This is a genomic window from Pseudoalteromonas sp. TAE56, assembly GCF_000497955.1.
Lineage (GTDB): Bacteria > Pseudomonadota > Gammaproteobacteria > Enterobacterales > Alteromonadaceae > Pseudoalteromonas.
In genome coordinates this window covers 60,614-79,489 of the sequence record NZ_AUTN01000138.1, presented here as the reverse complement: position 1 = coordinate 79,489, position 18,876 = coordinate 60,614, and the positions used below count along the sequence as shown (strand labels likewise).

Annotated in this window: 12 protein-coding genes; 2 read left to right on the top strand and 10 right to left on the bottom strand. The window is 40.4% G+C overall.

Translation table 11 applies throughout. The annotated features are described in order from the left end of the window. The first annotated feature begins 43 nt into the window (after nucleotides 1-43). The gene (gene recG / locus L656_RS0116640) at nucleotides 44-2,059 is read left to right on the top strand and encodes an ATP-dependent DNA helicase RecG (RefSeq protein ID WP_024600045.1); all 2,016 of its coding nucleotides are present in this window, start codon (nucleotides 44-46) and stop codon (nucleotides 2,057-2,059) included. A 184-nt stretch (nucleotides 2,060-2,243) separates the two neighbouring features. On the opposite strand, the gene L656_RS0116635 is transcribed toward recG, so the two are convergent. The 7 genes from L656_RS0116635 to L656_RS0116605 form a co-directional block, all read right to left on the bottom strand. Beyond that, on the bottom strand, nucleotides 2,244-4,376 hold the full coding sequence (locus tag L656_RS0116635; protein ID WP_024600044.1) for an alpha-galactosidase: 2,133 nt from the start codon (nucleotides 4,374-4,376) through the stop codon (nucleotides 2,244-2,246). Nucleotides 4,377-4,698: 322 nt separating this feature from the next. Continuing rightward, entirely contained in the window at nucleotides 4,699-6,177 is a 1,479-nt protein-coding gene (locus L656_RS0116630) for an SLC5 family protein (protein WP_007580003.1), read from the bottom strand. 53 nt (nucleotides 6,178-6,230) lie between these two features. Beyond that, nucleotides 6,231-6,992 (bottom strand): SapC family protein, encoded by a 762-nt coding sequence (locus L656_RS0116625; RefSeq protein ID WP_024600043.1) that lies wholly within the window; start codon nucleotides 6,990-6,992, stop codon nucleotides 6,231-6,233. Nucleotides 6,993-7,004: 12 nt separating this feature from the next. Beyond that, entirely contained in the window at nucleotides 7,005-8,531 is a 1,527-nt protein-coding gene (locus L656_RS0116620) for a tryptophan halogenase family protein (RefSeq protein ID WP_024600042.1), read from the bottom strand. Between the two features lie 195 nt (nucleotides 8,532-8,726). Beyond that, nucleotides 8,727-11,474 (bottom strand): TonB-dependent receptor, encoded by a 2,748-nt coding sequence (locus tag L656_RS0116615; RefSeq protein WP_024600041.1) that lies wholly within the window; start codon nucleotides 11,472-11,474, stop codon nucleotides 8,727-8,729. A gap of 187 nt (nucleotides 11,475-11,661) precedes the next feature. Beyond that, the gene (locus L656_RS0116610; RefSeq protein ID WP_024600040.1) at nucleotides 11,662-12,636 is read right to left on the bottom strand and encodes an aldose epimerase family protein; all 975 of its coding nucleotides are present in this window, start codon (nucleotides 12,634-12,636) and stop codon (nucleotides 11,662-11,664) included. A 200-nt stretch (nucleotides 12,637-12,836) separates the two neighbouring features. Beyond that, on the bottom strand, nucleotides 12,837-13,235 hold the full coding sequence (locus tag L656_RS0116605; RefSeq protein WP_024600039.1) for an acyl-CoA thioesterase: 399 nt from the start codon (nucleotides 13,233-13,235) through the stop codon (nucleotides 12,837-12,839). A 33-nt stretch (nucleotides 13,236-13,268) separates the two neighbouring features. On the opposite strand from L656_RS0116605, the gene L656_RS0116600 reads away from it, so the two are divergent. After that, complete coding sequence (locus L656_RS0116600; protein ID WP_024600038.1) at nucleotides 13,269-13,973, top strand: 2OG-Fe(II) oxygenase; 705 nt, start codon at nucleotides 13,269-13,271, stop codon at nucleotides 13,971-13,973. A 19-nt stretch (nucleotides 13,974-13,992) separates the two neighbouring features. On the opposite strand, the gene L656_RS0116595 is transcribed toward L656_RS0116600, so the two are convergent. From L656_RS0116595 to acnB, 3 genes are all read right to left on the bottom strand, one after another. Beyond that, entirely contained in the window at nucleotides 13,993-15,228 is a 1,236-nt protein-coding gene (locus L656_RS0116595) for a cysteine desulfurase-like protein (protein WP_024600037.1), read from the bottom strand. Between the two features lie 11 nt (nucleotides 15,229-15,239). Further along, entirely contained in the window at nucleotides 15,240-15,872 is a 633-nt protein-coding gene (locus L656_RS0116590) for a 2OG-Fe dioxygenase family protein (RefSeq protein ID WP_024600036.1), read from the bottom strand. A gap of 200 nt (nucleotides 15,873-16,072) precedes the next feature. Beyond that, complete coding sequence (acnB, locus tag L656_RS0116585; protein WP_024600035.1) at nucleotides 16,073-18,670, bottom strand: bifunctional aconitate hydratase 2/2-methylisocitrate dehydratase; 2,598 nt, start codon at nucleotides 18,668-18,670, stop codon at nucleotides 16,073-16,075. Nucleotides 18,671-18,876 lie beyond the last annotated feature (206 nt).

Genomic DNA, 18,876 nt, shown 5'->3' with positions numbered 1-18,876 from the left:
TAAGTACACTTAACTTACTCACAAATAATAAGATTGATACAATTTGTCTAAACCTAGCTTAAATCAATACCCAATTACAGAGCTCAAAGGGGTCGGCCCAAAAATGGCTGAGCGTTTGCTAAAGCTAGGTATTTTAACTGTGCAAGATATGCTTTTTCATTTGCCACTTCGCTACGAAGATCGTACTCGCTTATACGCGATTAGCGAGTTGTCACTGCATAGCCACGTAAGTGTTGAAGCCNCTGGCAGGCTAACACTACGATTTTTTAATTTTACCGCCGCACAAAAGAACGCATTTAGTGCAGGTAAAATAATACGTTGTTTTGGTGAGATACGCCGAGGCCGTGTTGGCTTTGAAATGAGTCATCCTGAATACAGCATCAGCGATACCTCTAACGAGCAGCCGGTAGCAACGACATTAACGCCCGTTTATTCAACAACCGAAGGTTTAAAGCAGCTATCGATTAGAGCTTTAAGCGAACAGGCTATTGATTTACTACACAAATATTCAGTAGAAGAACTACTGCCCTCAAAATGGCAGCTATCAAGTATGGCGTTAAGCGACGCCTTATTATTGCTACATCGCCCACCTAATGATGTTGATGTAACTGCATTAGAGCAAGGTACTCACCCTGCTCAACAGCGCCTTGTATTTGAAGAATTACTTGCACAAAATCTCAGCTTATTAAAAGTACGAGAGCAAGGGCAACAAGTTAAAGCCGTGGCATTAAATCCGGTCAACACATTAGAAAGCCAATTTTTAGAGCAACTTCCTTTTGCACCCACAAATGCGCAAAGCCGCGTAGTTGCTGAAATTAAAGGTGACATGCAACACGCGTATCCCATGATGCGTTTAGTACAAGGCGATGTAGGCTCAGGTAAAACCCTAGTAGCAGCACTTAGTGCACTAACAGCCATTGCCCAGGGCTTTCAAGTCGCTTTAATGGCTCCTACTGAAATTTTATCAGAGCAACATGGTGTTAATTTTACAACGTGGTTTAATCAACTAGGCATAACAGTTGCGTGGCTTGGCGGTAAAACAAAGGGCAAAGAGCGCGTAGCAACACTTGAAAAAATCGCCTCTGGTGAGGCGCAAATGATTGTAGGTACTCACGCTTTATTCCAAGATGAAGTTAAGTTTAATAACTTAGTGCTTATCGTTATTGACGAACAACACCGCTTTGGTGTCCACCAGCGTTTATCACTACGCGAAAAGGGTAAATTTGGTGATTGTTACCCTCATCAACTAGTTATGACCGCAACACCTATCCCACGTACACTCGCTATGACCGCCTACGCCGACTTAGAAACTTCTGTGATTGACGAGCTGCCACCAGGGCGTACGCCAATCACAACAGTGGCACTTCCTGATACTCGCAGAGACGATATTATTGCTCGCGTTAAATTAGCGTGTAACGAGCAAGGCCGCCAAGTTTATTGGGTATGTACACTTATTGATGAATCTGAAGTACTGCAGTGCCAAGCAGCGGAGGACAGCGCACTGCAGTTAAAAGAAGCGCTACCAGAGCTAAACGTAGGCTTAGTACATGGACGAATGAAATCAGCTGAAAAACAAGCCATTATGAGTGAGTTTAAAGCAGGTAATATACATGTTTTAGTTGCCACTACGGTTATTGAAGTTGGTGTAGATGTCCCTAATGCGAGCTTAATCATTATAGAAAACCCCGAGCGCTTAGGCTTAGCACAATTACATCAATTACGTGGGCGAGTTGGCCGTGGCGCTACGGCATCGCATTGCGTACTTTTATACCACGCACCACTGTCTCACACTGCTCAAAAGCGATTAGGAGTACTACGCGATAGTAACGATGGTTTTGTGATAGCTGAGCGCGATTTAGAAATTCGTGGCCCTGGTGAAGTACTTGGTACAAAACAAACAGGTTTAGCCGAGTTTAAAATTGCCGACCTTACCCGCGATAAGCACATACTTAACCAAGTTAGACCGATTGCACAGCAAATGCTTAAGCAACACCCTGAAGCTGTTGACCCACTAATTCAACGTTGGTTGGGTAATAAGCAAAATTACGCACAAGCGTAACCACTCTATTTTCGATACTTTTGAGTTTGCTAAGTTAATTTACTAAGTTAGAGATGCTAAATTTATTCGTTTGCATTTACAAAGGATATAAAAAAGTCAGCTCTAAACAATATAGAGCTGACTACTGATATCTAAGCTAAGCAGCATAAAAGCGATTAGCGCCTTTTACTGCTCTTAGTTAAATTTAAGCTTTGTTAAGCTCAAATATAAGCGATGTTTGCGGGAATGATATTGGCATTTGTAAACCAAACTGCATTAGTGCTTCACCTGTAAATGTTTGACCATTTACCGCAGCAATAGAAGATGGGCGATACTCTTCAAATTTTACCGGCCACACTAAATTAAGTGTGTACTGCGCATCGCCATCTAGGCCAACAAAACGTAATTTATTAGGCGCTGTACGCGGTGTTTCGCGAACGCTGTTATACGCAAATAACGCTTTTGTTTTTTGCTCATCGATTAAACCAAAGTTAATTGATAAATCGTCGCTATCTAAGCGGTATAAATCGGCGCTATGAATAAACTCACGATGCTCTTTATGAAGTGCTATTGCCGCTTTAAGTGCATTGTATTCGTGATCGGTCAGTTCACGTGGGTCCATTTCAATGCCCATGTGGCCAAACATTGATACCGCAGCACGCATTTCAATACTTACATTACGCCCTGTGATATGACAATCGCGTGGACCTACGTGTGCACCCATAACCGACGATGGGAAAAAGAACGAACACCCACGCTGTATTTCAAGGCGATCAAGCGCATCGTTTGAATCTGACGTCCATACACGGTCTGTGTGTGCAAGTACGCCGTAATCTACACGTGCACCACCTGACGAACAGCTTTCTATTTCAAGCCCTGGGTGCGCCGCTTTAATACGGTCAATTAAACGATAAAGTGCTAATGTTTGCTGGTGCACTGCTGGCTTACCATCAAAATTACCCGCATGGTTAATATCGCGGTTCATATCCCATTTAATGTACTTAATAGTTGGGTATTCAACTAAAATATCGTCGATGGCTTTGTATAGGTACTCAACAACCTCAGAGCGCGTTAAATCAAGTACTAGCTGATTTCTAAAGCTTAACTGTTCGTTGTTTTCAGATCCTAAAACCCAATCTGGATGCGCGCGGTATAAATCACTATCTGGGTTGACCATTTCTGGTTCAAACCAAATACCAAACTCCATACCTAAGCTATTCACATGATCTATGACTGGTGATAAACCATCTGGATAAATTTTATAATCTACTGTCCAATCACCTAAACCAGCGTTATCGCCACGGCGGCCTTTAAACCAACCATCATCAAGTACAAAACGTTCAATGCCTAACGGCGCTACTTTGTCGGCTAGTTGCTTAAGCGTGTCTACATCGTGATCAAAGTAAATGCCTTCCCATGTGTTGTAATGCACAGGGCGTGTTTTTTCACGCTGTGCTTGGCTAAGTAAATTAGCTTTAACAAAACGATGAAAATTACGAGAAAGCGCACTAAAACCTTCACTCGAAAACGAGCCATAAATGCTCGGGCTTTGATACGTTTGACCTTTAGCAAGCGTAAGCTCACCAGGAAGTAATAGCTCACCCATTTGTACATAACGACGACCTTCAGCTAAAAGCTCTGCACGTAGTTTATTATTGCCACTCCAACCTAAATGAAAGCCATAACATTCGCCGTGTTGCTCGCCTGCATTTTCGTTATGCACTAACAAACCAGGAAATACATCGTGTGATGTTTTGCCTTTACGGTTTTCACGAACAAAACTGCCTAAAACTAAATCAACCGACTGACGTTGAAATTCGTTTGACCAACGACCTTCAAAGCTCACTATTTTGCTTACGCTATCTGGTAGCTGAAATGTTGGTGCTGCGCAAAAGTTCACGCTTAGCGGTAAGCCGCCTAAATTAGTTAATACAGTATGTGCGCTTAGTACATCAGTGTTTTTATCAAGTGTAATGCTGTGCACGACTTCAATACCACGAAGCTTATCTACGCTTACAAATTCAAGTGTTGCGGCTGAAGGCTGACGCACTTCTTGAAGCTCTGGCCCTACTGACCATGCGATTGAGTCGTTTACTAGCTCAAGCCCTGGCGCACCAGTAAAGCCCTCACCTAGTAATGGAGATAGAGAAATAGGTGCTTCTTCAACCACGGCACATTTTACTTCTTGACGCGTAGCAAGCTGAGTTAGCATTGTTTCTGTTGTTTGCTCAGATAGGCATTTACCAAAGTACAGTAACGCCGGTGTTTTGCTCTGGCAGTCGAAAATAACGGTGCTGTTTACACTGTCTAATCGATAAAATGATTTAGTGTCGGCCATGATTTTCCTATCCTCTTGTTCATTGTATGAGTTATAAATATAACGAAAATTAGTAAGCTACACTATGTACTAAATGTATCTCATTGCTTGAGCCACAATCTATTAGACAGTGACATTCAACAATAATAGTATATATCATATAAATTAGATTTTGATAGTCTTTACATCGCAAATAGTCAGATAAACTCACTGGAAGTACCACTGTAATAAAAAGTATTAAACTAACCTTAGCTTTGAAGTTGTCATGTTGCTTTTAATACATATAAAAAAATCGGCCAGAGTTTCCCCATGACCGATTTTGTCAGCTTAAACTATTTATACGTTATTTTTGTACTTGTGCTTGGCCTGCGTCATCAAGTGCCGGTGTTTTACCTGCCCACTGCGCATTCAAACCAAATACCACTTTATTTACTATCAATGCAAAAGCTACACATACGATTAATGTAATTGGCATTAAGTGAATGTAATGAATATCAGTATGTAGTGGTGAGTTTGCAAATGTAAGCATGCCGTACATTACAACACCTAAAATTACTGCAGCAATACCCGCTCGTGCATCAACATTTTTAAATAATAAGCCCACTACAAAAATAGAGAATATAGGCATACTTAATAAGCCATTTAATTGCTGTAGTAAGTTAATAATGCTATCTGCTTGCTGGTAAATTGGTACAAGTACCAGTGTTAAGCTTGTTAGTAGCAATGTTACGTAACCACTTAGCTTTACAACACTTGGCTCTTTATTAAAGTACGCTTCGTGAATGTCACACACATATAGTGCTGTAGCTGAATTTAATAAGCTGTTGTAAGTAGAGAGTACAGCTGCTGCCATTGCCGCTGCGAACACACCGGTTAACCATGCTGGCATTACATCACCCACAATTCGACCATAAGCAGCGTCGCCAATATCGCCATAAAGTTTAAACGAAATAATACCCGGTAATACCACAATTGCAGGGACGATTAAAAAGCGAATACCCGCTGCGGCAAATATACCTTTTTGCGCTTCTTTAACATTAGGTGCTGCCATTGCTCGCTGTGTGATTGTTTGGTTAGTACCCCAGTAATACATTTGAATAAAGATCATACCGGTTAAAAGTGTTGGCCACGGAATAGGTGAGTCAGCATCACCTATGAGTGTTAAGCGCTCCTCAGGAATACCCGTAAAGTCATAATCAATCGCATTAAGTGCTAAAAACACGACTAAAACAGCCATGCCTAGTACAAGTATGCCATTGTAGGTATCCGATACAGCAACTGCTCTCAGGCCACCAAAAAACGCATAAACAGCACCAATAATGGCAAATGCGGTGGCAATATACATTAGCGGAATATCAACCTTAAACATGGTTTGCATAAATAGCGCGCCAGAATAAATAACCGCTGGCATATAAATAAGTGCATTACCTAAAAAGAATAAACCACCAATAACAGCGCGAATATGTTTGTTGTTATAGCGCTTTTCTAAAAGCTCTGTGGTAGTTGTACAGTTGTATTTGTAATAAACAGGAATGAACACTTTGGCTAAAATAATCAAACCTATAATTGCTGCAAGCTCCCACCAAACCAGTAAAGCCATTTGGTTACCATTCATACCTACAAGCTGATCAGTACTTAAATTAGTTAATGTGATTGAACCTGCAACAAACATCCAAGTAAGGCCACCGCCCGCTAAAAAATACTCTTTGGTTTGGCTTTGTCCGTTATTGCGATTTTGGCCTCGGCATTTCCAATAAGTAAGGCCACCAATTAAAGCGGTGACAAAAACAAAAACCACCAGCTGTAAAATGTTATCTGACATGTGTGTGTCTCCTGCGCGTTATACGCAATGTCTGTGTAATAAAAAAGTGCACGCTACAGCGCGTGCGCATCTCGACTTAGTTCTAACTTAATCTGCTTTAAAGGCATAAGTTCGGGACGTTGGTTATGCAGCTTTACCAATGCATTTAACTGAAACAGTGAAATAAGCATGCTGTTAAGCACACTCAAGTAACCTTGCTTGTGTAAGTTTGCAACGGTATCGCTATTTAATGTTTGCAGTTTGTCTTCATCAACGGTGCTCAAACCTTGAATAGGTTGGGTTTCGCCTTGTTCAAACTGCAATACAATATCTATGTTTTTAATGAGCCCTAACCGCGCAACTTCTTGGGTAAATTGATACGTTTGATAGTCATTTTTTAAGTCGCTTTCTAACAGCTTTTGCTGTGCATTTAAAAATAAACTCGGGTTACCTTTAGCATCAAATAGTGCCTCACCTTGCTGCGTGTTTACGGCTGAGCTTTGATCATCAATTGCAATAAAATAATCGCTACTATTTGCTTCTCGGGTCATTAAATAAAGAGGCTGGGTTTGCATACATACCGGTGTGTAAAGTGCCTGCCATTGGTTGTTATTAACCAATAAACTTTGACCTGCACTAAAGCTGGTTAACGCTGATACGGTATAACTACCATTTTGTGTATTACGTGCTAAAAAAATAGGTAAGTCGCAGGCTGCTTTTGCTATTTCATTTGCTCTTAAATTAACTAAATGCTGCGTTTTTGCATATTCAACAGCTGCATTGGGGTTAATTTTTAATGTTTGGTGTTTGGTGTTTACTAGTTCACTAATAGCCATAGTTACACATCCTTAAACTGGGTTAGCTGCTAACCACTGCTCTATAAAAGCACGGTGAGGCGGCAAAGTTTGCAACATCTGCTGTGTAAGCTGGCTGTTACGTTCAATTATTTGTTTGGCTTGCACATGTTGTGAATACAAATATGCTTGTTTAGTAAAGTCAGGCTTAAAGCCCATACCGTACAAAACATACTGATAACTGGCAGCAGGGAATAACTCTAATGCGCCATGAAAATCTTGAATTAGCGGGCCACGGCTTCCCCAAAGCAGTAAATCTTCTTGCAGGGTTTGTGGAATAGTGTCGGGCTGTACATGTGCTTGCCAGTAAGGTTCTGGGCGCTTGGTTAGCATGTAATGCAGCTTTAAAAAGTCGATAATACGCTGCCAGCGGTAATCCATCTGCTCGTTAAAGCGTTTAGCTACAATAGGCATTACTTGTGTATCTGCTGGCATATGCTCTGCTACAAAGCGTGCTGAAATTTCAACAAGCATAATAGCGGTTGCTTCAAGCGGTTCTACAAACCCTGCTGACATACCCACTGCAACACAGTTTTTATGCCAAAACTTCTCACGGTATCCTGATTCAAAGTTAATTTTACGGGCAGTTAAACCGTTTGCTGCATCGCCTAAATAATTTCTTAGGTTTTGCTCTGCTTCATCGTCTGATAAAAACTTGCTTGAATAAACATGCCCTACACCTCGGCGGTGCGTTAAACCTATATCCCAAATCCATCCAGCGTTTTGCGCTGTTGCTATGGTATGGCTGGCCAAGGAGTCGTCGCTTTCATCATAAGGGACTTGCATAGCCAGTGCGCTGTCGTTAAATAGCACGTGGTCCATTTTTTTAAACGGTACGTTGAGCGCTTGGCCTAATAACAGTGATGAAAAACCAGTACAGTCTATAAATAAGTCGGCGTTTATAGTGCGGGTTTGATCTTTTAGAGTAAGCTCATTTATTGCGCCATCGTCATCAAGCTTTACCTGATCAACAGTACCAATAATATGCTCTACACCAAGCTTACTTTTACAATGCTGTTTAAGCATTTCGGCAAAAGCGCCGGCATCTAAGTGATAAGCGTAATTACAATTACCTTGATATTCACCTTGCGCTATACCTCTTGGGGCTAAGCTTGCTTCGCAAATATCATGTTGAAAATTAGTTTGCTGTGCAAAGTCTTCAACATTATCTAAATATGGGGCTAAATCTATACGGCCGTAGCCTAGCGGTACAGTAAATGGATGGTAGTAAAAGTCATTATTGCCATGCGTCCAATTTACAAACTTTCCGCCTTGTTTGAAGGTAGCATTACAGGCTTTAAACACATCAACTTCACGCAAGCCTATTTGCTGAAGTGTGTTTTTCATCGTGGGCCAGGTACCTTCACCTACGCCAATAGTTGGAATGTCTGACGATTCAACCAACATCACTTTTAAGCCGTCACCATTTTGACCTTGGTGATACGAAGCTATAATTGCAGCGCTCAGCCATCCTGCTGTACCACCGCCAACTACCGCTACTGTTTTTATTGCTTTATTCATAATGGACTACTCTTTGAGTATTTTTTGATAACGTTTTATACAACAAATGCCCGTTAGGGCATTTTGATTTAATATGAATTCATTTTAGCCAATTAGGTTAACTAATATACATTACTGCTAAATTAACCTAATTGGTATTAGCACCTTGGTGCTGTAATGAAAACTAAGAGGCGAAAAATACGCCTCCATCATTAATTAAAACGATCCGCGAATACCAAACGCGTAACGTGAGCCATTATCTTCTACTGAATAGATTTGGTTAGCAAAACGACCTGTTTGCACTAACTCTTCTTCAGTGATGTTGATGCCTTCTGCAAAAATAGTGAAGTTTTCGTTAATATCGTAGCTTGCACTAATATCCCACTGGCCGTAAGTTTCTACGTTCACTGGTTCACCGTTAAAGCCGTTATCAACTAAGCGTAAAAAGCCTTCACGGTTGTTAAATGCAACACGTGCTTGCCAGTTTTCTTGCTCATAGAAAAATATTAAGTTTTGTGAATCCCCAAGACCTTCTAGTGCAAATGTTTGTGTAGTATCGTCACCCACACTAATGTCGCTATTCACAACAGTTGCATTAGCAATAAAACCAAAGCCATTTTCAAACATGTGAGTAACACCGACTTCAAAGCCGGTTACAGTTGCAGACTCACCATTTTGAGGACGACTTACAGTGTAAACTTCTGAACTACCAATAAGTTCGTCATCTGTTTGATCTGTACATGTAGTACACGCAAAATCAGGGCCTGAACGATCAGACATTTCGTATGTTTCGGCACCTGTTAGGGTAACAATAAAGTCATCTACTTCTTTACTAAATACTGCAAAGCTAAATAAGTTAGCATCGTTGTAGTACCACTCGTAAGAAATATCCCAGTTTTCTGATTGGAATGGTTTAAGTGCTGGATTACCACCACTTGCCGTTAAGTTTTGACGACGTGGCTCGTTAAAGTTTGTCGCAGGAGATAGCTGAGACATCGTTGGACGAGTAATACTGTCATACGCCGCAAAGCGTAAAATCATGTTGTCTTGCAGCTCTAACTTAACATTGAAAGACGGTAATAAGTTTGAGTAGCTAGTGCCTTGCTCGATGTTCGTTGCAGGCCCAAAAACATTCTGAAACAATGTTGCGTCAGATGTTGGTATTACATCGCTAATAAAGCTTTGTATTGCAGCAACTTCAATATCAGTTTCTGAGTAACGAGCACCCATATTAACGGTTACTGGCATATCAGCTAGGTCAAAACCAAGCGTAAAGTCCATGTATAAGCTAGTGATGTCTTCGTTAATTGTGTAACGGTTATTTTGTAGCGTTGGCTCTACTGGGAAACCTTGATCGGCTAGGTAATCAAGCATTTTATCACCGTCGTAGGTGTAGAATGTATCGATTAAGCCTGGAAAGTAGTTACTTGCTTGGTATGCTTCAAAATCAATTGCATCAAGTGGTGCTTGTGTACCATAACCACAGAACTGACATTGACTACCAAAGATTTGAAAGCTTGATTTTTCACGCTCTTGGCGATAAGCACCAAAGTTAATACGATCAACTGGGCCTTTATCTGGCACATATTCAAAATCGGCTTTTACTTCAGTAATTTCATCTTCATCTGTAAATTGATTACCAATTTCGTTGTAATGAAGTCGCGCTAGGCTTGGATCTGGCAACGAACCATTTTCAAAACCGTCATGCTGTACAGTAGGAATGCTGCCTGTACCGTCAAAAGTATAGCTATTAATAACACCTACAACGTTAAAACGATCTCTACCAGCACGGTCGTTTTCGGCTGTTGAGCGAGATACATCAAATTTAGCTTTTAATGACTCGTTTACTTGCCAGTCAACGTTAATACCAAATGCTTTATTAGTTACATCACGTGAGTTACGTGTATGTGATACAAAGTCGCTTGCAGGGTCGCCACTTGGCGCGCCTAAGCCAACTTCTTGAGAGAAAGTTAAAAGCGTGCCTGTTTCAGGATCAATCGTTGCACTGCCTACGCGGTCTGGTTCAAACCAAGATGCTAAATCGCGTACTGTTGAGTCAACTTCGAATTTTGAAATCATACCATCAACAGTAATCGTAACATCGTCAGACGGTGCGTATTGAAGTACTAAACTTGCATTTGTACGCTCGCGGTCTTGCTCATCAACTACTTGGTCCCAGTTACGTGGAATGTAAGCATTTTCAAACAATACACCATCAGTTGGGTTAGAAATTGTTTGGCCACCGCGCCAACCTGCCGTTAAAATTTGGTTATTTTGAAGTTTACGTTGTTGATTAGTGATGGCAAAAAGCACACCTAGCTTGTCATCGTTAAACGTATTACTTATTAAGAATGATGTTGATGGAGATACTTCTTCAGAAAGGCTTTCGTACATACCTTTAACTGAACCTAAAATATGTAAACCACCAAAATCAAAAGGACGTGCTGTAGTTACGTTAACCGTACCACCAATGCCGCCTTCTTGAAGAGTTGCTGTATTACTTTTATAAATATCAGCACCAGTGATTTGATCCGCGGCCAATACATCAAAGTTAAATTCACGACCTGCGCTGTCTGTCGCAATTTGACGACCATTAACAAGTACAGTATTAAATTGTGGACCAAAACCACGAATAGTTACCGCTTGGCCTTCACCACCACTACGGTCAATTGCTACACCTGTAATACGTTGCAGAGATTCTGCTACGTTTAAATCAGGAAATTTACCAAGATCTTCTGCTTTAATCCCGTCTGTGACAACATTAGATGCTTTTTTATCCAACATTGATGAACGTAAGCTGCTGCGGATACCCGTTACTGCGATAACTTCAACATCTTCATTTACTACTGTAGGCGTGTTGCCTTCAGCGCCTTGAGCTGCAACGTTTCCGCTTGCCAATATGCCAGTGATAGCAATACTGATCGCGGTTTTCTTGTTGAACGATAACTTATTGTTAATTATCATTTTTTAAAAACTCCTGATTGTGTGTAGTCGTTGTGTCGTTGTGGTAGTGCATATAGTTTCAAATACTATTTATATTATAAATACTTTAAAACAGCAAAAAGTGCAACCTTTTCCTGAATTATAGATAGCATTTAATCACCGTATTTTTGCTTTTAATTTTCTTTAAATTAACATTGAAAGGCTGTGTTCACTCAGAAAAAGAGTAAATAATAACCTGCTCGTAATCCTCTCCCGGCAATAAATTAGCTTTTGGGAAATTTTCACGATTTGGCGCATCAGGCCAATTTTGCGCTTCAAAACACAAAGCTTGCCGTGCTTTAAAAGGCGCACCAACAAAGTTAGCAGTATATAGTTGCATACCTGGCTGAGTGCTTTTAAGCGTTAAATTAACCTTCGTGTGTGGCGAAGTTAATGTAGCCATCGTCTTTAAACTGCTGTCATCATTAAAAATATAGCAGTGATCAAAGCCATTTCCAGCTTCTAACTGAGGATGAACAGCGCTTAATGCCGCACCAACTTGAGCTGGCTTGGTAAAATCAAAGCAGGTGCCTGTAACTAAAGCGGATTCATTAAGTGGAATACTGGTTTTATCGATAGGAAGATAGTAATTGGTATTAACTTGAACAAGGTGTTCATTAATTGATTCGCTGCCATCAAGATTAAAGTAACAATGGTTGGTAAAGTTAACGAGCGTTTCTTTATTGGTTAGCGCTTTAAAGTGCAGAGTAAGCTCGCCGTTTTTAGCGCTAATAGTTTGCCAAACCTGCAACTCACCAGGGAAACCTTGTTCGCCGTCGGGAGAGCAATAATAAAGCTCAACTTGACTTTCAGTTTGTTTGGTTACTTGCCAAAGTACTTTATTAAAGCCTTTAACGCCGCCATGCAGGCTATTAGGACCGTTATTTGCTTCCAGTTGATACTGCGTACCAGATAAGTTAAAACGCCCCTTTGCAATGCGATTAGCGTATCGACCTACTGTAGCGCCAAGATAAAATGGATTTTCAAGATAGTATTGAGGGTCATCGACGCTAAGCGTCATCTCTTGTTTTTTAAATTTAATGCTTTTTATTATTGCGCCAAACGGCAAAATTTCAGCTGTTAAATTTTCACCATCACTGAGCTGAATAACTTGTAAAGGTTGGTCACTGGCAATAGATGTCACACGCATACTCCAATCAAATTACCGAATTAACATTTCCTGTTATAACGGCGCAACAATATATATTATAAATAGTATATAACTGAAGCCTGTAACTCAATCTAAATGCGTTAAAATTTCTCGACAAAAATTTACAGTTGCCGTCATATATTTACAATAATTCAGCTCAGCACGAGCTTATATAAAATATAAGCTTCGTAAGGTTAACTGCTTTGGTAAATATGCTCATTAAGCGCTGCTTTTTCGTCAATGCTAAGCGCTTGCTTTGTTTTAGCAATAAAATCGTATCTCACCATCACGGCTTTGCCTATCGCACAGCATTTATCGTGTTGCCATGCTTCTTGTCGAAGTGTGAAAGAGCTAGTGCCTATATGCTCTACAGAGGTTTTAACTGTCACCTCGTGACCATAAAATAATTCGCCTACAAACGACACTTCTACTTTGGCAATTATCAACTTCCAATCATGTGGATTTAAGTCCGGTGTAAAAAACTTAAAAATAGGTCCACGCGCGACTTCAAACCATACAGGGAGTACGGTATTGTTAATGTGTCCGAGTGCATCTGTTTCGCTAAAGCGCGGCATCACTTTTTCAATAAACATAAAAATCCAATAATAATTATATAAAGGTAAACCATGACGGACTTTATACGCGTTATTGATAACGCATTAAGCGATGAGTTTTGCGATGAATTTATTACCACATTCGCGCAAAGCCCGCATGTAAAACAAGGGGTAACATCGGGCGGTGTCGACTTAAAGAAAAAAGACAGCCACGATCTGCATTTAAATAATCACCCCGAATATGCACAACAATTAAAACATATACAACAAACGACTGCACAGCATGTTTTTAAGTATGTTGAAGAACATATTTTTATGATGATTGGGGCGTTTGGATTAAAGGTCTATCACCCAAAAACAGGTGAAGTAGTCGATTTAACTCAAGACAATTTTGAAGAAGTAGGTAAACCGCAACTACCTGTTTTAGTACAGCAAATTTTTAGACTTGGCAATATCCAGGCGCAAAAATACGAAGTAAATAAGGGTGGCTATCCTTACTGGCACAGTGAGGTATATCCGCAGCTACAACACAATGAAGCTTTGCATCGCGTGTTGTTATTTATGTTTTATTTAAACGATGTAGAAGAAGGTGGTGAAACTGAGTTTTACTATCAAAATCGTAAAATAGCACCTAAAAAAGGCACTATGGTAATAGCCCCAGGCTACTTTACACATACTCATAGAGGTAATAAGCCAGTATCAAACGATAAGTATATTTTAACCTCGTGGGTGCTGTTTAATCGTGCAGAACAAATATATGGTGCGCCAAAAAGTTAGCGCACCATAGCTTATATGATTAACCTAGTAGCTCATCAAATAAATCAAACAGTTGATCAAGCTCTTTAATAGTGTTGTAGTGCATACAACCAATGCGCACTACACCGCCTTTATCAAGCACATCTAACTGCTTGCATAAACCTTGCGCGTAAAAATTACCATCCCACACACATATATGCTGCTTACCTAAAAATTCTGAAACGGCGCGTGGCTCAAGCCCTTCAAAAATTAAAGCAAAAGTAGGTGTACGCTCATCCAAGCGATCAAAGTCATCAATACCAAACAACTTAATGCGTGGATAATTAACTAAGCGTGTTAAAAAGTGCTCACTAAGCGCCATTTCATGCTGCTTAGTTTTAGCAAAAGCGACGCTTAACTTTTCGCGGCGTGAATGGCTATCATCAAGCTCGCTTATTGCCGCAATGTAATCAACTGCCGCGATAAAACCCGCCATTGCTTCAAAGCTTTGTGTACCAGTTTCCCAGCGACTTGGCGCTACGTCTTTAGCGGGTTCTACCTTGTACGGTGTAAACCCTTCTAAATGTTCTTTTTTACCGTAAACCATACCTAAATGCGGGCCAAAAAACTTATATGCAGAGCAGGCTAAAAAGTCGCAATCAAGCGCTTGTACATCAACAAGTTCGTGCGGTGCGTAATGTACGGCATCAACATAAACAAGTGCGCCTACAGCGTGAGCAAGCTCTACAATGCGTTTAATATTATTAATTGAACCTGTGGTATTTGACGCATACGTTACCGCTACAAGCCTAGTATTGCTGTTTAATAAGCTTTCAAATTGCACCATATCTAAGCTGCAATCTGCTTCATTAATAAGCGCTGTATTTACAACAACGCCTTTATCTTCTGCGGCTTGCTGCCACGACGATACATTTGAGAAGTGATCGGCATTGGTTACAATTATTTCATCGCCAGCCTGCCAGTCGCGTGAAATAGCACGGCTAAAGCTAAATGTTAGGCTGGTCATGTTTGGACCAAACACAATTTGTTGTGAGCTAGGTGCATTAAGTAAATCAGCGCCTGCTTGGCGCGCATTCGCCATCAATTCAACCGTTTTATCACTTGAAAAAAACGCGCCACCTAAGTTTGAGTTGTAGTGCCCTAAATAAGCTGTCATCGCATTAAGCACCGATGTTGGTACCTGCGAGCCGCCTGGTCCATCTAAAAATATTGGCGATTTACCATCAACGGTCTGCATTAATGCAGGATACTGCTCACGTAATTGTGTTATGTTCATGCCTAACTCCCTTAAGACGTTAATACAAAACAATCCAGGTAACCTGGTTTGCTAGCATCAATTTTGTTCATAGGTGTTGCGTTATGCCACACTTGACGGTCATTTATTAATGCAAACATGCCGTCTTTTATTTCCATTTTAAAACAAGGCTCAGCTTGCTTGTTTTCGTATACAAGTAGCTCGCCACCTTCTAAATTTTCATGAGAAACACCGCATATACATACATGGTCAAAACCATCTTGATGCACGCCTTCTGGCGCTGCTGGCGTATCACTATTAATAGCAAGCATACGGAACTGATGAATTTCAATATCACGCTGCTCATCAATGCCGGTAAGTTGGCGAAACTCATTTACAATGCTTTTCATACCTTCTGACTCAAGTAAACTTTGCTCTAAGTTTTCGTAAGTGCGCTCTACATTACCTTGAAAAGTATTAATTGAATCGTCTTGAACAAATGCTTTGGCTTGCTGTAGCTTTATTTCACCATTTTGCATTTTAACTACTGAGTAACGACGTTTACGAAAGGCACCATCTGCATAAGGATTAGCAGGCAGGTTATCAAAAGAAGGCTTAACCAAATCAATATTTGCTTGGTTAACAAAACGTAGTTGCAATAAATTCTGGTTGTTTAATGCTGTCATAAAATCTCGCCTAAAATAATGAGAATATTGATGAGGATTTTAATGCATTTTGATAGGAATTTTTGCGCGATTAATTACTTTAAAAGTAACTTGAGACTAGATTTAATACAATAATATAAAAAAAGAAGCATGAACTATCTAATATTTATTTTAGCCAATAAAAAACCCGCCTAAGCGGGTTTTTAAACAAACTCTAAAAATTATACAGCTTGTTGAATAATCACGTTGTCTGCTTTTTTAGTGTAAGCAGGCATACGGTGGAAGTTCAAGTAACGGTATGTATCTGAAGCCGTTGCATTGATCTTCGCTGCATATTCTTGGTACTCAGCAGCTGTAGGTAGTCTACCTATGATTGCAGCAATTGCAGCAAGCTCAGATGATGCTAAGAATACGTTCGCGCCATTACCTAAACGGTTAGGGAAGTTACGTGTAGAGGTAGACACAACCGTTGCTTTATCTGCAACACGTGCTTGGTTACCCATACATAGTGAACAACCTGGAGTTTCGATACGTGCGCCAACACGACCAAAAATACCGTAGTAACCTTCTTCTGTAAGTTGGTCTTTGTCCATCTTAGTAGGTGGAGCAACCCAAAGCTGAGTCGGAAGTTGACCTTTAAAGCCATCAAGCAACTTACCAGCAGCACGGAAGTGACCAATGTTAGTCATACAAGAACCGATGAATACTTCATCAATTTTCTCGCCAGCAACATCAGAAAGAAGACGCGCATCATCTGGGTCATTGGGAGCACAAAGAACTGGCTCTTTAATCTCAGCTAAATCAATTTCAACGATATGCTTGTACTCTGCATCAGCGTCAGCTTCCATTAATTCTGGGTTAGCTAACCAATCTTGCATTGCAGTAATACGACGTTCAATCGTACGTACATCGCCGTAACCTTCAGAAATCATCCACTTAAGCATAACAATGTTAGACTCAAGGTACTCAGAGATAGACTCTTTAGATAACTTAACAGTACAACCAGCAGCAGAACGCTCTGCAGATGCATCTGATAATTCAAACGCTTGCTCAACAGTAAGGTGCTCAACGCCTTCAATTTCTAGTACGCGACCAGAGAATTCGTTAATTTTACCTTTTTTCTCAACTGTTAATAAACCTTGTTTGATACCGTAGTAAGGGATTGCATGAACAAGGTCACGTAACGTGATACCTGGTTGCATTTCGCCTTTAAAACGAACCAAAATAGATTCAGGCATATCAAGTGGCATAACACCCGTTGCTGCTGCGAATGCTACTGCACCCGAACCTGCTGGGAATGAAATACCTAATGGGAAACGTGTATGTGAATCACCACCAGTACCTACGGTATCTGGTAATAACATACGGTTTAACCACGAATGAATAATACCATCACCTGGACGAAGTGAAACACCGCCACGGTTCATGATGAAATCAGGAAGCGTATGGTGAGTGCTTACATCGATAGGCTTAGGATAAGCTGATGTATGACAGAATGACTGCATTGTTAAATCTGCAGAGAAACCTAAACATGCTAAATCTTTAAGTTCATCACGTGTCATAGGACCTGTTGTATCTTGCGAACCAACAGTTGTCATTTTAGGCTCACAGTACTGACCTGGGCGAATACCTGCAACGTTACAAGCTTTACCAACCATTTTTTGCGCTAGTGTGAAGCCTTTATCAGAAACTTCTGTTGCTGTTGGTACTTTAAATGTATCAGTTGCGCCTAAGCCAAGAGATGTACGCGCTTTATCAGTTAAACCACGACCGATGATTAGTGGAATACGACCACCAGCACGAACTTCATCTAAAATCACATCAGATTTAAGTTCAAAAGTAGAAATCACTTTATCAGTACCATGTTGCTTAACAACACCTTCGTACGGATAAATGTCGATTTGCTCACCCATGTTGAGTTCATCAACATTTAATTCGATTGGTAATGCGCCTGAATCTTCCATTGTGTTGAAGAAGATTGGAGCAATTTTATTACCTAAACATACACCGCCAACACGCTTGTTTGGTACGAACGGGATATCATCGCCCATAAACCAAAGTACAGAGTTAGTTGCAGACTTACGAGAAGAACCCGTACCAACAACATCACCTACGTAAGCAAGTGGTAAACCTTTAGTTTTTAATTCTTCAAGCTGAGTAATTGGACCTACTTCGCCCGCTTTATCAGGTGTAATACCGTCACGTTCAATTTTTAGCATTGCTAAAGCATGAAGTGGGATATCTGGACGAGACCATGCATCTGGTGCAGGTGACAAGTCATCAGTATTTGTTTCGCCAGTTACTTTAAATACAGTAACTGAGATCTTTTCAGCAACAGCTGGCTTATTAGTAAACCATTCTGCATTTGCCCAAGATTCGATAATTTGCTTAGCGAATGTGTTACCCGCCTTTGCTTTTTCTTCTACATCGTAGAACGCATCAAACATAAGTAATGTATTTGAAAGGCCTTTAACTACGATTGGTGCAAGTGTTTCGTCATCAAGTAGGTCAATCATTGGTGCGATATTGTAACCGCCCAACATTGTACCTAACAATTCTGCCGCTTTTTCTTTAGAAACAAGTGGAGAATTAGTTTCACCTTTAGCTAAAGCTGCTAAAAATCCCGCTTTAATATAAGCAGCATCATCAACACCTGCTGGTATACGCTGAATGAACAAATCTAAAATGAATTCTTCTTCACCTGCTGGTGGAGTTTTTATTAATTCAATAAGATCAGCAGTTTGCTGAGCATCTAATGGCGCTGGTACGATACCTAACGCGGCACGTTCTTCTACGTGTTTACGATATTCTTGTAGCACAATATTGCCCTCTTGGTGACGTGAAAGTATCCGGTAGCGCTTCAAGCGCAAATAAGTTACCCAATACTTATAGTATTCTAACGCGTAATTATAAAGCTTTTATGGATAGATGAAAATCCATCCAGTTGCGCAACTGATTATACCGATTATAAATACTATGAATAGTGGTTGTAGTAAAAACTATTTTCATGAATACTTATTAAGTA